The organism is Paenibacillus sp. FSL R7-0189 (assembly GCF_037969925.1).
GTDB classification, from domain to species: domain Bacteria; phylum Bacillota; class Bacilli; order Paenibacillales; family Paenibacillaceae; genus Paenibacillus_AQ; species Paenibacillus_AQ odorifer.
Genome location: NZ_CP150223.1, coordinates 1,052,259 through 1,070,986, shown reverse-complemented (window position 1 = coordinate 1,070,986; position 18,728 = coordinate 1,052,259). Strand labels below are relative to the sequence as shown.

Here is an 18,728-nt window from a genome sequence, read left to right as displayed (position 1 = left end):
TTCAGAATTCCTTTCCACTTGGAGATATTGGATAATGAATGAAAATTTTACTTGAGTAACTCCATCTTACTTTATATTCGAGCATTGTAAAACAAACTTTAGTCGCAATAGAAAACTAGACCATAGGCTAAGTAAAAACCCGTCTCATGACATAGTTACTTTTGCGTATATAAATGCGTAGATATTGCAAAACATAAGCTGTCAAACAAAGAGTTTTTAAAAACAATTGGAATTGCTTCCACACTAGTGATACAATAAGAGTCAAAATGACATTCTTGAGATTTCAGAGGAGGAACTATTAAATGAGTGAACAAGAACAAGCGATCCAGAAGGAAGAAAACTCAACAGTAGATAACCTGTCTATCACAACAATTCGTACGTTGGCTATTGATGCTATCGAAAAAGCGAATTCCGGCCATCCAGGTATGCCAATGGGTTCTGCACCAATGGGCTACCAACTGTTTGCAAAAACAATGAATCATAACCCTGATCATCCAACATGGGTAAACCGCGATCGTTTTGTATTGTCCGCTGGACATGGTTCCATGCTTCTGTACAGCTTGCTGCACCTTAGCGGCTATGATCTTCCTATGGAAGAATTGAAACAATTCCGTCAATGGGGTAGCTTGACTCCTGGTCACCCGGAAGTTGGTCACACAGCTGGTGTTGATGCAACTACAGGTCCGCTTGGACAAGGTATTGGTATGGCCGTTGGTATGGCTATGGCCGAAGCTCAATTGGGCGCAACCTACAACAAAGAAGGACATAATGTAGTTGACCACTATACTTATGCTATTTGTGGTGATGGTGACCTTATGGAAGGGATCTCTTCTGAGTCCGCTTCTCTTGCTGGTCATTTGAAACTCGGAAAATTGGTTGTATTGTATGATTCAAATGATATTTCCCTTGATGGTAAATTGAATCTTTCTTTCTCCGAAAATGTAGCTCAACGTTTTGATGCTTATGGTTGGCAAGTTCTGCGTGTAGAAGACGGAAATGACCTTCCGGCTATTGAAAAAGCTATTGCTGAGGCGCAAGCTGAGACTAGCAAACCGACTTTGATCGAAGTGAAAACAGTTATTGGTTATGGTAGCCCTAACAAACAAGGTAAAGGCGGCCATGGCGGTACTCACGGTTCTCCACTTGGAGCAGAAGAAGCTAAGCTGACCAAAGATTTCTACAAATGGGTATACGAAGAAGATTTCTATGTGCCTGACGAAGTTCGTGCACATTTTGCAGAAGTGAAGAAAAACGGAATCGCAGCTAACAAAGCTTGGGACGATAAATTTGCAGCTTACAAAAAAGCATATCCAGAGCTGGCTGCACAATTCGAAACAGTAATCAATGGCGATCTTCCAGAAGGCTGGGATGCTAACCTTCCAACTTACACTACTGAAGATAAAGCAGTATCGACTCGTGTCGCTTCCGGTAGTGCGCTTAACGGTCTGACTGCTGGCGTTCCTCAGCTAGTGGGTGGTTCCGCTGACTTGGAAAGCTCCACTATGACGCATTTGAATGGTTTGACATCCTTCACACCAGAATCTTATGATGGCCGCAACATTTATTTCGGCGTACGTGAGTTTGGTATGGCTGCTGCAATGAACGGTATTGCTCTGCACACTGGTCTTAAAGTATTCGGAGGAACATTCTTCGTATTCACAGACTACCTGCGTCCAGCAATTCGTTTGGCATCGATCATGAAATTGCCAGTAACCTATGTACTGACGCATGACAGTATTGCAGTTGGTGAAGATGGTCCTACGCATGAACCAATCGAACAATTGGCTTCCCTGCGTATCATCCCAGGTCTGACTGTTATTCGTCCGGCTGATGCTAACGAAACTTCTGCAGCATGGGCTTATGCTATGGAAAACAAAGAGAATCCGGTTGCTTTGGTTCTGACTCGTCAAAACTTGCCAATTCTTGCTGGAACCGTAGATGGCGTTCGTGAAAACATCAAACGTGGTGGTTATGTTGTCTCTGATTCCAAAAATGGCACTCCACAAGCACAACTTATCGCAACTGGTTCTGAAGTACAGTTGGCAGTTAAAGCGCAAGCTGCTTTGGCAGAAGAAGGCATCGATGTTCGTGTAATCAGCTTGCCAAGCTGGAATCTGTTCGAAAAACAAGACAAAGAATATCGTGATTCCGTAATTCTTCCAGGAGTCAAAGCCCGTCTTGCTATCGAAATGGCACAAACCTTCGGATGGGAACGTTACACTGGTGACCAAGGCGATATCCTAGGCATCACTACTTTCGGAGCTTCCGCACCTGGCGATAGAGTTATGAAAGAATACGGCTTTACTGTAGAGAACGTAGTTAGCCGTGTGAAAGCACTTCTGTAATTAACTGAATAATCATTAGGGGGAGAACAAGTAATGAGTCAGTTTAACAACGCAACGATCGAAAAAGCAGCCAATGTATATTATGGCGGACAAGTAACCAGCCGTACGGTAATTTTGCAAGATGGATCTAAAGTAACATTGGGCATCATGCTGCCGGGTGTGTATGAATTTGGTACAGATGGTCCTGAAATTATGGAGATTCTGTCCGGCGATCTTAAAGTGCTGCTTCCCGGCACTGAGGTATGGCAGGAGATTAAGGGAGCATCAACGTTCAATGTTCCTGGCAACTCTAAATTTGCGTTGGAAGTATTTGAAGTAACTGATTATTGCTGTTCTTACCCGGTTCTATAGAAAACAGACTTTTCTAAGGGCTGTCCTATAAGTAGCTTTTTTCTATGAGTGAGACGACCCGAATTCAATTTAAAAATCTTAAAAGTCAGCAAGGCAGCGGTTCTCCTGTTATTGGAGGATCGCTGCTTTTTGTGTTGTTGGTTGGTGATATTGCTTGATGTTCAATTATGTATTCATCATTCTATTTTGAGGCTTAAGGACTCAAATGACGTTAGGGCTGAATCGGATCATCACCAAATTAGCACTGAGTCATAACCATCCCCACCGCGTACGGTCCCAGATGACGTTAGCGCTGGAGCAACACCAACTTAGTACCGGGTCAACACCAATCCTACCGCTTAAGGACCCAGATGACGCTATTAGCAAATTTATAGCCTTTTGAGCAAGTTTTCGGACACCAGTGCAGCTATTCCATAGAAACAGGCTCATAATTGGCGCTTTTTATGCCAATAGCGACTATGGAGTCCGATAGCATACCAAATGTGAGATTATGCTGCAAATAAGGTCAGCTGAGTCCGATGGCGCTGTGTCATCACCAACTTGGGCACCTGGTTAGCGCCAACCCACTGCGTACGGACCCAGATGGCGTTAACACTAGATCAACACCAATGTAGTACCGGGTCACCACCAATCGTACCGCTTAAGGACCCAGATAACGCTATTAGCAAATTTATAGCCTTTTGAGCAAGTTTTCGGACTCCAGTGCAGCTATTTCATAGAAACAGGCTCATAATTGGCGCTTTTTATGCCAATAGCGACTTTGGAGTCCGATAGCATGCCAAATGTGGGATTATGCTGCAAATAAGGTCAGCTGAGTCCGATGGCGCTGTGTCATCACCAACTTAGCACCGGATCCGCACCACCCCACTGCGTACGGACCCAGATGACGTTAACACTAGATCAACACCAATGTAGTACCGGGTCAACACCAATCCTGCCGCTAAGGACACAGATGACGCTCTTAGCAAATTTATAGCCTTTTGAGCAAGTTTTCGGACACCAGTGCAACTATTCCATAGAAATAGGCTCATTATTGACGCTTTTTATGCCAATAGCGAATATAGAGTCCGATAGCATGCCAAATGTGGGATTATGCTGCAAATAAGGTCAGCTGTCCGATAGAGATAGCTGTGTACCGCAGAGGTTACTTAGTTAAAGGAGCTTGAGGTTGCTGCGAGGGAGAGGTTCCAGAAAATACGGGATATACCGTAGTCATCAAGCAATCATCTTGGTAACCAATTTGCAACAAACCAGCAGCTCACCCAGTGACTCCTCCAGTAACTAAACAGCAACTAACCAGCAGCTAATCCAGTGACTATCCAACAACTTCTCCAGTATCTATCCAACAATTCAGCGCTCCTTCAGTAACTCTTCTGAAATTATCTAACAACTCATCGAGTAACTTCTCCAGTATCTACCCAACATTTCGGCACTCCCTCAGTAACTTTTTTGTGACTATTTAGCAACTCATCAGTAACTCATCAGTAACTCATCAGTAACTCCACCAGCACCAATCCACCGTTTCATCACTAATACAGTAACTTTTGCGACAAACCAGTACTTCGCGACCTTCTTAGTAACTATCCCACCAACACCACCACAACGTTCTGAATAACTCCACAGCAACCAATATTTTCTTGCACTACAACTGTTAATTTGGTATTATAAATACACAAACAAACGTTCGTATAATTGGTTTGACAATGGGATTGTCCATAAAGAAAAGACCGCATCGCAATATCATGTGCGAGGCGGTCGTAAATGTTCTTATGAAGTAGGTTTTGAGCTCTTGGATTTATTTATTGGATACATTTGCACCCATCTTTTGGCCGATCCACTCTTCGTAACATTTTACTACGGCAGAGAGATCTTCTTCACCATAACCTTGGGTGAATCCAGCTTGGAACATGCTTTTAGCCAAGCCCAGCATAGGAGAAGGAACGCCTGTTGCATCGCTGTGGGCAGAGGCAAGCTTCAAATCCTTAAGCATTAGAGCGAGGGAGAATTGATTGCTGAAATCATCTTCTATGATTTTACGGCCTTTAAGCTCAGCTTGTTTGCTGCCCGCAGAACCAAGTTGTACCAGTTCCAGGAACTTGTCTGCTGGTACGCCTGATTTAACAGCAATGGCGAATCCTTCGGCTAGGGCAACATTATGAATACCAACCATAGCATTGTGAGCCAGCTTGGCCACAGCGCCGCTGCCGTTCTCACCCATATGTAGCAGCTTCTTACCCAAAGTATCAAAGATATCACGATGTTGTTCTATGACCTCAGCACTACCGCCGACCATGAACACTAAGGTTCCTTCAATCGCTGCTGGTTTGCTTCCAGTTACTGGCGCGTCTAGGAAATGTCCACCGCGTGCTTCTACAGCAGCGGCAATCTCACGAACTAGTCCGGGTGAAATTGTGCTGGAATCAATAATTAGTCCACCAGGCTTCACAGCATCAAGAATACCATCTTGACCATAAAACACTTCACGAACCGAATCATCATTGCTGATCATGGTAATAATAACATCCTTACCCTCAGCCGCTTCGCGGGGCGTGAGAGCAGTCTGGGCACCTTCTGCTTCAAGAGGTTTACACTTGGCTGCCGTTCGGTTGTATACCGTAACCTGAAAGCCGCCACGTAGCAAATTGGAGGCCATAGGCGCACCCATTGTTCCGAGTCCGATAAAACCGATTTGTTTCATTTATATAGCCACCTTCCGTTTTCTTTATTCTATCACGGCACTTTGTCCAGCACCACAGCACACCTATGTCTTTTGATACAGGAAACGCTTCCAAGGAACTTTGGAAAACTTGGTTCTAATGCCCTCTATGTGCCCTAAGACCTTGCCAGTCAAGGCAAATTAAAGTATCCTAATTATAAAGTTGTAACAAACGGTTTTAAATTTAAAGAGATAAAACAGGAGGTTACCATTACCGATGTCTAAGAAGATTAATTTTGACTACACAAAAGCTCTTTCGTTTTTTAACCAACAAGAAATCGACAACCTTGCCGCCCCAGTTAAGCTAGCACACGAACAGTTGCATAACAAAACTGGTGTAGGCTCTGACTACCTTGGATGGATCGATCTGCCGACAGCTTACGATAAGGAAGAATTCGCTCGCATTCAACAAGCTGCTAAGAAGATCCAAAGCGATTCCGAGGTACTGATTGTAATTGGTATCGGAGGTTCTTATCTGGGAGCACGCGCAGCTATTGAGGCGCTATCGCATTCTTTCTACAATAACCTTTCTAAAGATAAACGCAAAACTCCAGAAGTTTATTTCGCTGGTAATAACATTAGCTCTACATACATCACGCATCTGCTTGATCTAGTAGAAGGTAAAGACTTCTCCGTGAACGTAATCTCCAAATCTGGAACTACTACTGAGCCAGCGATTGCTTTCCGCATTTTCCGCGCTGCTCTGGAGAAGAAATACGGCAAGGAAGAAGCTCGTAAACGCATTTACGCTACTACAGACAAGGAAAAAGGTGCCCTTAAGAAATTGGCAACTGAAGAAGGTTATGAATCCTTCATCATTCCAGATGATGTAGGCGGACGTTACTCCGTATTGACACCTGTAGGCTTGCTGCCGATTGCTGTAGCTGGCATTAACATTGAAGAAATGATGCAAGGTGCTGCTGCCGCTGCGGATGAGTTCAACAATCCAGATGTAGCTACTAACCAAGCTTATCAATATGCTGCAGTTCGTAACGCTCTATACCGTAAAGGTAAAACAACTGAAATCCTCGTCAACTATGAACCTTCCTTACACTTTGTATCTGAGTGGTGGAAACAATTGTTTGGCGAAAGTGAAGGTAAGGACTTCAAAGGAATTTATCCTTCTTCCGTTGATTTCTCCACAGATCTACACTCCATGGGTCAATTTATCCAAGAAGGTAACCGCAACATTTTTGAAACGGTTATCCAAGTAGATCAAGTAGCTCATCATGTTACGATTGAGAATGATCCGGATGATCTGGACGGCTTGAACTTCTTAACAGGAAAGACTATGGATTTCGTGAATAAGAAAGCTTTCCAAGGTACAATGCTTGCACATACAGATGGTCAAGTACCTAACCTTATCGTTACTATTCCTGATCAAACACCATACACCTTTGGATATTTGGTGTACTTCTTTGAAAAAGCCTGCGGTATCAGCGGATACTTGCTCGGTGTTAACCCATTTGACCAACCAGGCGTAGAAGCATACAAGAAAAATATGTTCGCATTACTTGGCAAACCAGGTTACGAAAAAGAAAAAGCAGAGCTGGAAGCAAGACTTACTGAATAGTATTGCAGTAGGTTTTACAATAGCTATTAATCACAGAACATTCATACTAATGTAAGTCACCAGGAGCAGTCCATAGGTAATCCAATACCGGGACTGCTCCTGACATTATATGAAGACATCATATGTAAATAAGGACTGGAATAATTATGTTAGAACAATATCAAACGGTCCGCTCTTCCGGCTCAAAGGAAGTTGTGATCCGTAAATCTCGTTTCATTGGTCATGTTATGCCAGTGGAGAATGAAGAAGAAGCTTTGTTGTTTATCGAGGACATCAAGAAGAAACATTGGAACGCAACGCATAACTGTTCTGCTTATGTGATTGGGGAGAGAGACGAAATCCAGAGGCAATCGGACGACGGGGAGCCGAGTGGTACAGCCGGCAAACCGATTTTGGAAGTAATCCGCAATCAGGGAGTTAAAAATGTCGCAATCGTAGTGACCCGTTATTTCGGAGGCATTATGCTGGGTGCCGGTGGGCTGATTAGAGCTTATACGGATGGAGCAGTGCTTGCGCTTGAAGCAGGAGAAGTAATCACCCGTGTACTGAGACGAGAGGTATTCGTAGAGATCGAGTACACTTGGCTGGGCAAGGTTGAGAACGAACTTCGAGGAAGAGGGATTCAGACTGGCGAGACTTTGTTCACCGACAAAGTAACGTTGTTATGTTTGCCGCGAAATGATGAGGGTGAGACTTTTATGGCATGGATAACAGATCTAACCCAAGGGCAAGCCCTGATAACAGAAGGGCGGCGGATTTACTACAGCGAAGGGGATTAGTATATGGCAAGGAGAGCAGTGGAGCAGGAGTTGTCGAGGGAAAGGATTCTAGAGGCCGCTAGGCATCTGTTTATAACCAAAGGGTATCGGGCAATTTCAATGCGAAGTATTGGTCAGCATTTGGGATATAGCCACGGCTCTCTCTATTATCATTTCAAGGAAAAGGCGGAGTTGTTCTACGCTATTGTTGTAGAGGATTTTAATCATGTGGCTGCTTTACTCAGTCAAGTGATGAATAAACCGCCTGAAGAAGGAATGACAAGGGTAGAACAGCTGATTATGGAATTTATTAGATTTGGAATAGATCATCCCTATCAATATGAAATTATGTTCATGATTCGCGATGAGGAATTGCTAGCTTATTGTAGAGCAGAACAGGGACGATGTTTTGATTTATTCTCCAGTATTGTGCGCCGTCATATGAAGGAAGAGGGATATGTGTCTGAGGACTGGCAGAATGTGCCGTTAACAATGTTCTTGTCTGCACACGGATTTATTTCTTATTATATCCAGGACAAAGTATCGTTTGACGATGTGAAAGAGGCAGCGTTAGCTCATATAAAGGTTTTATGTCGCAGCCTTTAACATGCTGTTTTTTTTATAGATCTTCACTTTAAAGCTGTGCATTGGTATAACACTGCTTCTCTGCTTGATGAAAGTATTGCTAGACTCTAGTTATAGTCTAAATGGCCGCTCCGCAGCGATAACGGAAGCGGCCATTTGTATGTTTATTATCCCTCTACTATTTTTAAGAAACATTGCCGGCGTCTAGGTCCATCGAACTCACAGAAATAAATACCTTGCCAACGACCGAGAATTAATTCACCTTCGTGGATGATCAGGGTCTGGGAAGGCCCGGTAGTAATAGATTTAAGATGAGAGGCAGTATTGCCTTCCGCATGCCGATACTTCGGATGCTCCCAAGGGTAGACCTCATCCAAACGCATCAGAACATAATGCTTCACATCAGGATCCGCATTATCATTAATAGCAATACCAGCAGTGGTATGAGGACAATAAACTACAATCAATCCGTCTTGAACTCCACTTTTTTACATAAGAAATGACTTCCCGAGTAATATCACGTAATTCATCCCGCTTTGTAGTAGTGATCTCCAGAGTATGCAACATAATCAATCCCCTTCCTGTGAGGTGCCATTTTTTAGTGTACCTTTGATACATATATTTTAACCCAAATTCACTTGAAAGTAATTGACGGCGGTGAGAAGGATTTGGTAAAGTAGTAATAATATAAAACCAAGTATATAAATAGGAATAATTAATGAGGATTTTGGTTAGTATACCGACCGGTTATCCGGAGGTGGGAGGGCAAAAATCATTGAATTCGCTACTTAGACACAAAGGCTGGACTTGGGGTTTCCGAACTACAATTTTGCTCTATTTTGTAGTATTGATCGTGTTGCCCATACTCGGGGTCTATTACAACTCTTTTTCTCTTGGTTTTGGCAATTTTGTGGAAAGCGTCAGCGATCCAATTGCTTGGAAGTCGGTGCTGCTAACCTTAAAGCTGGCGATTTTCGCCACTTTAATTAATGTTTTGTTAGGAACTATGATTGCTTGGGTCCTTATTCGTTATCAATTTGCTGGTAAAGCGCTGCTAAACAGTCTGGTCGATTTACCTTTTGCACTGCCAACAGCTGTCGGAGGTTTGATGATTCTACTGCTGCTTGGACCAGGGAGCCTTATCGGCAAAGCAGCTGAGGCACTTGGATTTGAAATTGTTTTTCATCAACCGGCTATCGTAATTGCTATGGTGTTCGTGACGTTTCCATTCGTGATTCGAGCGGTTCAGCCCTTGCTGGAGGAGTTGGATCCATCCGAAGAGGAAGCAGCTTATACAATGGGTGCCAAGGGGGCAAGGGTATTCTGGCAAGTTATTCTTCCATCAATGGCGCCTGGGATGATCAGTGGTGGGATGCTCGCATTTTCAAGAGCACTTGCGGAATTTGGTGCAGTGGTACTCGTCGCAGGTAATATTCCGGGCCGTACGCTTGTATCTTCTGTTTTTATTTTTGGTGAAGTTGAAAGTGATAATCCGGTCTCCGCCGCTGCGGTTTCTGTTATTCTCTTGACCTTATCCTTTCTCATTCTTTGGCTGATTAATATGCTGCAGATGCGGGGGAGACGCTCATGAGGAAATTATGGATTGCTCTTACTTATTTAGTGTTTTTTCTGCTCATTGCTGCTCCATTAGGAAAAATGGCTATGGGTGCTTTTAGTGAAGGATTTGGTGGTTTCTGGAATGCTCTGACTAGGCCTGAAGCGCTGCATGCGCTTATGATGACTGGGCTTGTTGTGATAGTAGTTACGTTATTAAATACATTGTTCGGTATTATGATGGCTCTGTATCTTGTTCGGGCGAACTGGATCGGCAAGCGTCTAAAAGGATTATTGAACAGTATTGTAGATTTGCCTTACGCGGTATCCCCTGTAATCGGAGGATTGATGATTGTCCTGTTGCTGGGGCCCGATAGTACCTTGGGAGCGATTTTTGAGGGGATTGGACTAAAGATCGTTTATGCGATTCCCGGGATGATCATTGCCACTTTATTTGTTACCTTTCCTTTAATGGTGCGTGAGGTTATGCCGGTGCTTCAGGAGATTGGTTCACAGCAGGAGGAAGCGGCTTCGACATTGGGCGCTCGTAGCTGGACTATTTTTTGGAAGGTAACTTGGCCTTCGATTCGTTGGGCGGTTGTGTATGGTGTCATTCTTACGGTGGCACGTTCACTTGGAGAGTTCGGCGCGGTGCTCGTGGTTTCGGGGAATATTATGAACAAAACCCAGACAGCGACAACTTTAGTCTATCAGGATGTTGAGAATTTTAATGTGACGGCTGCTGGAGGAATAGCGCTAGTTCTGGCTGCATTTTCCGCAGGTCTGCTGCTGTTGATGGAATGGACCAAGAGAAGAAAGGAAGTGCAGTAATATGCATGTAGAAGTGCGGGGGTTAAACAAGCATTTTGGAGATTTTCATGCGGTCAAGGACGTCAATTTCACCATTACAAAAGGTCACCTGATTGGATTGCTCGGCCCAAGTGGAGGCGGGAAAACCTCAATTCTACGTATGCTGGCGGGACTGGAGTCACCGGATACCGGAGAGATTATCTTTCATGGTCAAACGGTGAACAATCTTCCTCCTCAAGAACGTGGGATTGGCTTCGTCTTCCAGAACTATGCACTCTTCAAACATATGACTGTATTTGATAATATCGCTTTTGGCCTAAAGGTTAAAAAGGCAAACAAAACAGCTATCCGCGATCGTGTTATGGAACTTGTGGAGCTTACAGGGTTAAAAGGGTTCGAGAAACGTTATCCGCATCAGCTATCAGGGGGACAACGTCAGCGTGTGGCTTTTGCACGTGCGCTTGCGCCTGAACCACAGCTGCTGCTTTTAGATGAACCTTTTGCCGCTATTGATGCGAAGATCCGCCAGGAGCTGCGCGCTTGGCTGCGTGAACTGATTGAGCGTGTAGGTATCACCTCTATTTTCGTAACCCATGACCAAGATGAAGCGATTGAAGTAGCGGATGAAATTATGATCATTAATCAAGGACGTTTGGAACAAAAGGGTACCCCGTGGGATATTTACAAGGAACCCAAAACACCGTTCGTGGCAACATTTATCGGCGAATCTACGCTGATTGAGAACGCTTCTGAGGTTAAAGGCTTTACAGGTGCGGGGGACGGAAAACCTACCAAAGCGCTGATTCGTCCTGAATATATTGAAGTGGGTAACCTGCATGAGTTCAAGATGGCTTCTGCCACGGAAAAAGGTGTTGTGAAACATCTGCATTTCCGCGGCAGCGAATGGCTCGTTGAGGTTGAAGTAAATGGCCACAAGCTGGTCACCTACCGTTCGTTGGAGAAAGAAACCTTGCAGCCGGGTCAGGAAATCTCAGTACTGGTACATCGGGCTTATCTGTTTAATGATGAGCGCAGCTGGATCCAGGAGAACAACCTGAAAGAAGATCCAATGCCGATTTTTATTTAAAAATAAATAAAATGATTTTCAATTTTTTTTGATAGTAGCGAAATGTGAGGAGCTAGGATTAGAGGAACTGATGTGAAGGTAAGAAGTAATGAAGTGGAAGTTTGGAACTGTAGGAGCGGAGCGACCGCCTTTGTTTCCGGATTTAATCCGCTGAGAATATAAAATCAATAAATCTGGGAACAACAGCGGCCGAAAGTCCAAACATTCCACGTAATTACGGCAAATAACGAACGTTGGTTACTTGAATTTTAAGTTTCAGCCATAGAGCTACTTTCAAGGAAATATTAAAAATCATTACCTCGAAGGATGTGGGCCGCAATGAATTTCAAAAGGAGCAGACAACTGCACGGATGTTTTGCTGCCCTAATGCTGGCCATACTCACGCTGACAGCAGTCGGTTGCGGGGATGAGAAGGCAGTTACGACGATGGCAGAGCCTTCGAAGCAAGGGGATGTTACGCTGGTAATTGGCGCATACAGTGTGGCTAAGGATGCAATGCAGGATATTTTGCCGTTATTTGCTGCGAAGTGGAAAGCGGATACGGGTCAGGATATTAGTTTTCAGGAGTCTTATGAGGCTTCAGGGACACAGGCACGAGCGATTGTAGGTGGATTTGAAGCGGATGTGACGCTGCTAGCCATGGAAGGTGATGTCGAGAAGCTAGTTAAGGCTGGACTCGTAGCGTCAACATGGAAAGAGCAGGGTGAACAAGGTATGGTGACACGTTCAGTAGTTGCTCTTGGTACCCGCGAGGGAAATCCCAAAGGCATTCGCGATTTTGCGGACTTAGCCAAGCCGGGGATTAAAGTGTTATATCCCAACCCTAAGACCTCTGGTGGTGCGCAATGGGATATCAACGCGATCTATGGGGCTGGTCTTAAGCTGTCAGAGGAGCAGGAGGGCGCAAAGGATCCAGCAGCAGCCAAAGCTTTTTTGGAAAGTATCCATGCCAATGTAGAGTCTTTGGATAAAAGTGGCCGCGCTTCTATGGCAGCCTTCGAGTATGGAGTGGGGGATGTAATTGTCACCTATGAAAACGAACTGCTGGCGCGGATTGCTCAGGGAGTCAAATACGAAGTTATTATTCCTAAAAATACAATTCTGATTGAGAATCCGGCGGCTGTTGTAGAGAAATATGCGGATGAGCATGGGACACGCATAGCATCAGAAGCACTGGTTGATTTTTTGATAACCCCACAGGCACAAGAGATCTTTGCAAAATATGGCTTTCGTCCCGTGGATAAAAAAGTCTATGCTGAGCACAAAAGCGATTACCCTGATCCGGCGGGCCTCTTTGATATTAACTATTTAGGAGGCTGGGATGAGGTGCGAAGCTCACTTTATTCCAAGCGTGGAATTTGGTATCAGGTACTTGCCGGAATATAAGGTAGAGGTATAACAAAAGAGTCATCCCAGCAGTTCTTCTGTGGTGGGGATGGCTTTTTTTGGTGGGTCTCTTTAAGATAGAGAAAGGGTAATTTAGATTTAAGACTTCGTTGAAGAGAACCTGAAGGAGAGATAACAGATGGATACGTTGGTGTTTTTGGGTACAGGGGATGCCATGGGGGTTCCTCGGGTATATTGCAGCTGTGAGACCTGTACAGAGGCAAGGGAACAGGGGGAAAATATTCGCCTGCGCTCTTCTGTACTTATAGATAATGGCAGTGACTTTTTAGTGATCGATTGTGGGCCTGACTGGCGGCGTCAGATGGAAGCGCAGGGAGTGCGAAATATGCGCAGACTGCTGGTGACGCACGCTCATTTTGACCATATTGGTGGGCTGCCGGAATGGGCGGATGCCTGCCGCTGGATGGGATATAAAGGCCAGCTCTATGCCCCAGCAGAAGTGATTCCGATTATTGAGCGGCAATATCCATGGCTGCGCAATCAGATCGAGATGATTCCTTGTGATGAAGGCATAGAGCTAGACGGCTGGACAATAGATACCTGGAAAGTTAACCATGGCAAAAATGGATACTCGTATGCTTTTCGTCTGGAGAAGGAGGGCTATGTATGGGTGTATTGTCCAGATTCCATTTCTCTAGGAGCTGAAGAGACACGCCTGATGCATGGAGCTGACTTGCTGGTCTTAGGTACAAGCTTTTATTACGAAGCAGCGGAGTTATCCACTCGTTCTGTATATGATATGACGGAAGCTGCGGAGCTGCTGCAAACTGTGAAGCCTCAAAAGGCAATCTATACCCATATGTCGCATGATGTGGATATGAGAAAATCATATATTTTACCGGAAAATGTTACGCTGGCCGAGACGGGGATGAGAATACCCTTAGGATCTTCGGAGATCAGCTGAAATTTAGATAAAAAGAAAACTCCCTTTTGCTGGAAGGAAGTTTTCATGATCCTATTTAAACCTGTTATATTCCGCCTTGTTGAATATGTTTAATGAACTCTTCAAGCCAATAAATGGAGTGGTCCGCTTTAGTTGAGATATTCACTAAATCAAAAAGGGACATCATTCGGGCAACTTCAGCCTGTTGATGTTCCTTTTGTGATTTCTATTGCATTCAGTATTCAGATCCCGATATATACTATATAATCAAAAAGCATATCGTATTATTTTTACATATTTAGAATAATTATCATCGCCAAAGGAGGAGTATGAAGTGGCTGACTCCAAGGATCCAATCCTGCTTGATTTTCCCGAGAGTTTTGAAACAGAGAGGCTGCTCATTCGTGCCCCTTTATGGGGAGATGGAGTTAGCATGAATGAGGCTATCCGTGAAAGTATAGATGAATTGAGACCTTGGATGGCTTTTGCTCAAGTAATACCCACATTAGAAGAATCAGAGAAAGTTACTAGAGAAGGCAGACTGGAGTTTCTAAAAAGGGATAAGCTACATATGCGTATTTTTAGAAGGGATACGGAGGGTTTTATCGGCTGCATTAGCCTGCATCATCTAAACTGGGAACTCCGCAATTTTGAGATTGGTTATTGGATCCGGAGTGCCTGTGCAGGCAAAGGATATATGACAGAAGCCGTAAATGGAATCACCAATTTTGCCATACAGGAACTAGGGGCGAATCGTCTCGAAATCTTTTGTAGTGCACGAAATACCAAAAGTGCCGCGGTAGCCGAACGTGCGGGTTTTATACTGGAAGGGATCCTGCGCAGTGCGAGTCTTGGGTATGACGGGGAACGGCATGATAATAAGGTGTTCGCTAAGGTTAGAGGTATAGAATTTTAAGTGAGAGGGCTGGTTCTTTGAAGCAGAAAGGCGTATTTTCAAGATTAAGTACATATATGTTAAGGCACAAGCTTTTGTATACGATTTTATTATTTACGACTTTATTTGGGATTGTTCTGGATTTAACGATTGCTTGGCTGCTCTCAGTAATTACGGATGCTGCGGTTAGACTCGATGTGAAAGCTTTTAAAGGGCTGGTTATTTTTGGATTAATCTACTTATTAGTGAGTGCAATTAACGGTTTCATCGATCGATATTTCAAAAATAAAATCTCTGTCAAGATCAGAAATGAGCTGCGGTTGGATATGATGCGGCATGCCTTAGCTCTTCCTCAGTCTTATTTTGACCGTAATCATTCCGGGGATTTATTGTCCCGCTTTACTAATGATAATCAATCTGTTGGTAATGCTGCAGGCGAGGTAATGATTGATCTAATCCGTAACCCTTTACTAGCCCTCGCGGCTTTTGGTTATTTGCTCTATATTAACTGGTTACTGGCATTGATCTGTTTTGCAATGGGGCCTTTGATGTTCCTTACGGGAAAAATCTTCGGTTCAGCGATGCGTGAGAACAGTGTGAAGATTCAGACTAATATGAGTAAGATTACTTCCTTTTTACATGACATTCTAGGCAGTAGTATGGTGTTTAAATCCTTTAGCATTGAACGCAGACTAATGAAGCAGTATCAGGAGCATAGTGAGAATATTACTTCTGAAGAATTAAAGCGGGGAAGAATTGAGGGAGCTACTGGCTCATTCTCTTCTTTTCTGGGAAACTTTACGTTTCTTCTGGCGCTGGTCGTGGCTGGTTATTTTGTGGCAAAAGGATCACTTGAGGTCGGTGCGATGATTGCTTTCATCCAGCTCATGAATTATTTAGTGATGCCGTTCTCGTCATTGCCGGGACTGATCAATTCGATGCAGCAATCACTTGGGGCGGCGGGACGGATCTTTGAGGTGTTGGATAGCCCGGTGGAGGTTGAGACCCTTCCAGAAGTGGAGACAAAGCAACCAGAATTTGAGAGTATGGTAATGTCGTCGATCTCTTTCTCGTATCCGGGAGCAGAGAGACAAAGTATAAACAAGATCAGCTTAGAGCTTCAAAAAGGAACACAGATGGCGGTTGTGGGACCGAGTGGTGGAGGTAAATCTACGCTTTTCAAACTATTGCTGGGATTGTATGAACCCGATGAAGGCGAAGTAATAATCAATGGGCATCGGATCAACGAGATGAGTCTGGCTAAGCTTAGAAGTTATTTTTCCTATGTGCCGCAAGAGGCAGGTCTTTATACGGGAAGCATTCGTGATAATATCCGGAATGGAAATCCAGAGGCGGATGAGCAAGAAATTCTGGAAGCTTTGCGAAAAGCGAATGCCTATGATTTTGTAATGGAATTGCCTGAGGGACTGGATACTGATATTGGTGAGGAAGGCTCACGACTGTCCGGGGGACAACGTCAGCGGCTTTCCATTGCAAGAGCAATTCTGAGAAACGCTCCTATTCTGCTGTTGGATGAAGCTACTGCTGCACTTGACAATGAATCAGAAAAACTGGTGCAGCAGGCCATTCGTAAACTAATGGGAGACAAAACTACACTCGTTATCGCGCACCGTTTATCTACGATTCAGAACGCTGATATCATTCTCGTGATGGAGAATGGTGAAATTGTGGAGAGTGGAACGCATGATGTACTGCTTGCTGCTGAAGGAAGATATAATGATCTGTACTATTCTCAGCTAGAGCAGGAAGAAGAGAGTGGAATGGGACCCGAGAAAGTGGAATTAGCTTCTACAGGTGTTTGAGTGTTGGAATAAAAAAGGGTGCAGCAACGTCATGAAATATGGCGTTGCTGCACCCTTTTGCTTAAGGAAGTTTAGTTCACTTTATTAAGAATGAATTTATCAATCGCATATTTCACGCCATCGTCATTGTTGCTTAAGGTCACAAAATCAGCAATTTCTTTCAGAGCAGGAATAGCATTCTCCATAGCGACGCCAAGTCCGGCAGCTTCCAGCATCTCATGGTCGTTCCAAGAATCACCTACAGCGATAGTCTCGGAAAGCTCACAGCCGTAATGTTTGGCTAGGAATTCAAGTGCAATGCCCTTGGTTCCTTCATGATGCATGATTTCCAGGAAGTGTGGTTTGGATTTGGTAATATGCACGGAATCACCAAGCAATTCATGCAGGATTGGAGCCAGTTCATCCAAGAAATCAGGATCATCGATAATTAGCATTTTTGGTGTTTTTTGCGGGACAAGCTTTTCCCAGTCAGGCTCAATAAAATATTGCGTTTTATTCAAGTCCGTATAGTCTTTGATCTTTTGGTTGTCTTCACGGGCATATAGCTTGTCGTCAATGTAAGTTTGCAGATGCAGATTATGCTCCACGCAGTAAGTGAACAGCTTGCGGACTGCATCTTGCGGGACGTAACGCTCATACAGTACTTTTTCATCGAGCAAGTTCTTAACGAGTGCACCCTGGTAAGTAATGATAGGTACGTTTAGTCCAGTTTGACGGGCAATGGCTTGAGCGGAAGCGTAAGCACGGCCTGTAGCAAGGGTTACAACAACACCTGCGGCAACAGCCTCTTCAAGCGCAGTTTGGGTAGCAGGTGTTACTTCCTTGTCATCATTAATCAGAGTGTCATCAATATCAATCGCGATCAATTTGTACATTTGTCTCTCTCCTTATCTCTTTCTAAATAGATGTAATTTGGAAAAATAACTCTTCTTATGTTGATTCTGACCCGGTTCCGGGCTCAGCTCTGCCATAAGCATAGCCCCCAGAATACAACCACAACCGAGCAGAGCGGACAACCCGAGTGTTTCCCCGCCAAAGGCTAAACCCGTCAGAACGGCAAATACCGGTTCTGTGGCATAAATAATGGCTACCCGTGATGGGGTAGTATATTTCTGACAGGCGGTTTGAATCCAGAAGGCAAAAGCGCTGGTTGGCCCGATGGAGATCAGCAGAGCCCAAAGCACATCTGGGTCCTTAATCAGCTCCCCGCTGTGGGCGAGCGGTGTTGCCCCTTCAAAAATAAGCGAGGCAGCAATACTGAACAGCCCAACAAAAGCAAGCTGCAGAGTAGCTAGCGGCAACGCCGGATAATGAGGTGCATAAACGCCAGTATAGGCTACCTGTAACGCAAAAGCTATGGCACACAGAAGAATCAAGGCATCGCCTTTATTCAAGGATAATGCAGAGCCCGTGAAGGTCAACAGATAAAGCCCGATTGCGGCGAGTGCCGCACTGAACCAAGTGTATCGTGAAATCGCATGCTTCAATAGGGCAAGAGACAGAAAGGGAACTAGGACAACCGATAGCCCGGTAATAAAGCCGGTATTAGAGGTTGTTGTATATAGAAGTCCCATCGTCTGAAAGCCATAGCCCATAAACAAAAAAAGGCCAAGCAGCAGAGAATCGCGTACCATGCGGAAACTTAGCTGTTTCCAATCCTTGCGGTAAAAAATAACTGTGATTAGAGCCAGCAACAGGGCAGCGCCCATAAAGCGGATACTATTAAACGCGAGCGGTGGCAATACCTTGACAGCATTTTGTACAATCAGAAAGGTACATCCCCACATCATCGCCACCAATAGCAGGCTGGAATCGGCTATACGGGAACGCTTCACTACTTAGGTCATCCTTTCTTCAGCAGCTGCCGTCTCTATGTAGACGACAAGGACAAGTTGTCCAAATTGTATCGTATATTCATGGGGAGGACAAGATAGAAATCGC

General features: G+C 44.4%; 15 protein-coding genes and 1 pseudogene. 12 read left to right on the top strand and 4 right to left on the bottom strand.

What is annotated here, in order from left to right; translation table 11 throughout:
• Window positions 1–302: 302 nt before the first annotated feature.
• Complete coding sequence (tkt, locus tag MKY63_RS04540; protein WP_339811694.1) at window positions 303–2,345, top strand: transketolase; 2,043 nt, start codon at window positions 303–305, stop codon at window positions 2,343–2,345.
• A gap of 33 nt (window positions 2,346–2,378) precedes the next feature.
• Complete coding sequence (locus MKY63_RS04535) at window positions 2,379–2,696, top strand: pyrimidine/purine nucleoside phosphorylase (protein ID WP_036681729.1); 318 nt, start codon at window positions 2,379–2,381, stop codon at window positions 2,694–2,696.
• Between the two features lie 1,795 nt (window positions 2,697–4,491).
• Here MKY63_RS04535 and MKY63_RS04530 read toward each other — a convergent pair.
• Complete coding sequence (locus tag MKY63_RS04530; protein ID WP_076218826.1) at window positions 4,492–5,394, bottom strand: NAD(P)-dependent oxidoreductase; 903 nt, start codon at window positions 5,392–5,394, stop codon at window positions 4,492–4,494.
• Between the two features lie 235 nt (window positions 5,395–5,629).
• Here MKY63_RS04530 and MKY63_RS04525 point away from each other — a divergent pair, with 235 nt between their 5' ends.
• From MKY63_RS04525 to MKY63_RS04515, 3 genes are all read left to right on the top strand, one after another.
• Window positions 5,630–6,985, top strand: a complete 1,356-nt coding sequence (locus MKY63_RS04525) for a glucose-6-phosphate isomerase (RefSeq protein WP_036681734.1) — start codon at window positions 5,630–5,632, stop codon at window positions 6,983–6,985.
• Window positions 6,986–7,131: 146 nt separating this feature from the next.
• The gene (locus tag MKY63_RS04520; RefSeq protein ID WP_076128170.1) at window positions 7,132–7,764 is read left to right on the top strand and encodes a YigZ family protein; all 633 of its coding nucleotides are present in this window, start codon (window positions 7,132–7,134) and stop codon (window positions 7,762–7,764) included.
• 3 nt (window positions 7,765–7,767) lie between these two features.
• A complete protein-coding gene (locus MKY63_RS04515; RefSeq protein ID WP_036681739.1) occupies window positions 7,768–8,349 on the top strand; it encodes a TetR/AcrR family transcriptional regulator in 582 nt (193 codons plus the stop codon).
• Window positions 8,350–8,495: 146 nt separating this feature from the next.
• Here the strand turns inward: MKY63_RS04515 and MKY63_RS04510 are convergent.
• Window positions 8,496–8,895: pseudogene (locus MKY63_RS04510) on the bottom strand (secondary thiamine-phosphate synthase enzyme YjbQ).
• A gap of 208 nt (window positions 8,896–9,103) precedes the next feature.
• Here MKY63_RS04510 and cysT point away from each other — a divergent pair.
• From cysT to MKY63_RS04475, 7 genes are all read left to right on the top strand, one after another.
• Window positions 9,104–9,919, top strand: a complete 816-nt coding sequence (gene cysT, locus MKY63_RS04505; RefSeq protein WP_076128166.1) for a sulfate ABC transporter permease subunit CysT — start codon at window positions 9,104–9,106, stop codon at window positions 9,917–9,919.
• The gene (locus tag MKY63_RS04500) at window positions 9,916–10,713 is read left to right on the top strand and encodes a sulfate ABC transporter permease subunit (RefSeq protein ID WP_036681745.1); all 798 of its coding nucleotides are present in this window, start codon (window positions 9,916–9,918) and stop codon (window positions 10,711–10,713) included. The genes cysT and MKY63_RS04500 overlap by 4 nt, the downstream gene beginning before the upstream one ends.
• A gap of 1 nt (window position 10,714) precedes the next feature.
• Window positions 10,715–11,779 carry a sulfate ABC transporter ATP-binding protein gene (gene cysA, locus MKY63_RS04495; RefSeq protein WP_076104838.1) on the top strand — a complete coding sequence of 355 codons (1,065 nt, stop codon included), beginning with the start codon at window positions 10,715–10,717 and terminating at the stop codon, window positions 11,777–11,779.
• Window positions 11,780–12,097: 318 nt separating this feature from the next.
• Complete coding sequence (locus MKY63_RS04490) at window positions 12,098–13,165, top strand: sulfate ABC transporter substrate-binding protein (protein ID WP_051491203.1); 1,068 nt, start codon at window positions 12,098–12,100, stop codon at window positions 13,163–13,165.
• A gap of 139 nt (window positions 13,166–13,304) precedes the next feature.
• Window positions 13,305–14,090, top strand: a complete 786-nt coding sequence (locus MKY63_RS04485; RefSeq protein ID WP_076215749.1) for an MBL fold metallo-hydrolase — start codon at window positions 13,305–13,307, stop codon at window positions 14,088–14,090.
• A 313-nt stretch (window positions 14,091–14,403) separates the two neighbouring features.
• Complete coding sequence (locus MKY63_RS04480; RefSeq protein WP_339247007.1) at window positions 14,404–14,985, top strand: GNAT family N-acetyltransferase; 582 nt, start codon at window positions 14,404–14,406, stop codon at window positions 14,983–14,985.
• Window positions 14,986–15,002: 17 nt separating this feature from the next.
• Window positions 15,003–16,787 (top strand): ABC transporter ATP-binding protein, encoded by a 1,785-nt coding sequence (locus tag MKY63_RS04475; protein WP_339811689.1) that lies wholly within the window; start codon window positions 15,003–15,005, stop codon window positions 16,785–16,787.
• 71 nt (window positions 16,788–16,858) lie between these two features.
• Here MKY63_RS04475 and MKY63_RS04470 read toward each other — a convergent pair whose 3' ends face one another.
• Window positions 16,859–17,662 (bottom strand): Cof-type HAD-IIB family hydrolase, encoded by an 804-nt coding sequence (locus tag MKY63_RS04470; RefSeq protein WP_038569149.1) that lies wholly within the window; start codon window positions 17,660–17,662, stop codon window positions 16,859–16,861.
• Window positions 17,663–17,674: 12 nt separating this feature from the next.
• Window positions 17,675–18,622: a DMT family transporter gene (locus MKY63_RS04465; RefSeq protein WP_248547848.1), complete on the bottom strand. Its 948-nt coding sequence runs from the start codon at window positions 18,620–18,622 to the stop codon at window positions 17,675–17,677.
• Window positions 18,623–18,728: the final 106 nt, after the last annotated feature.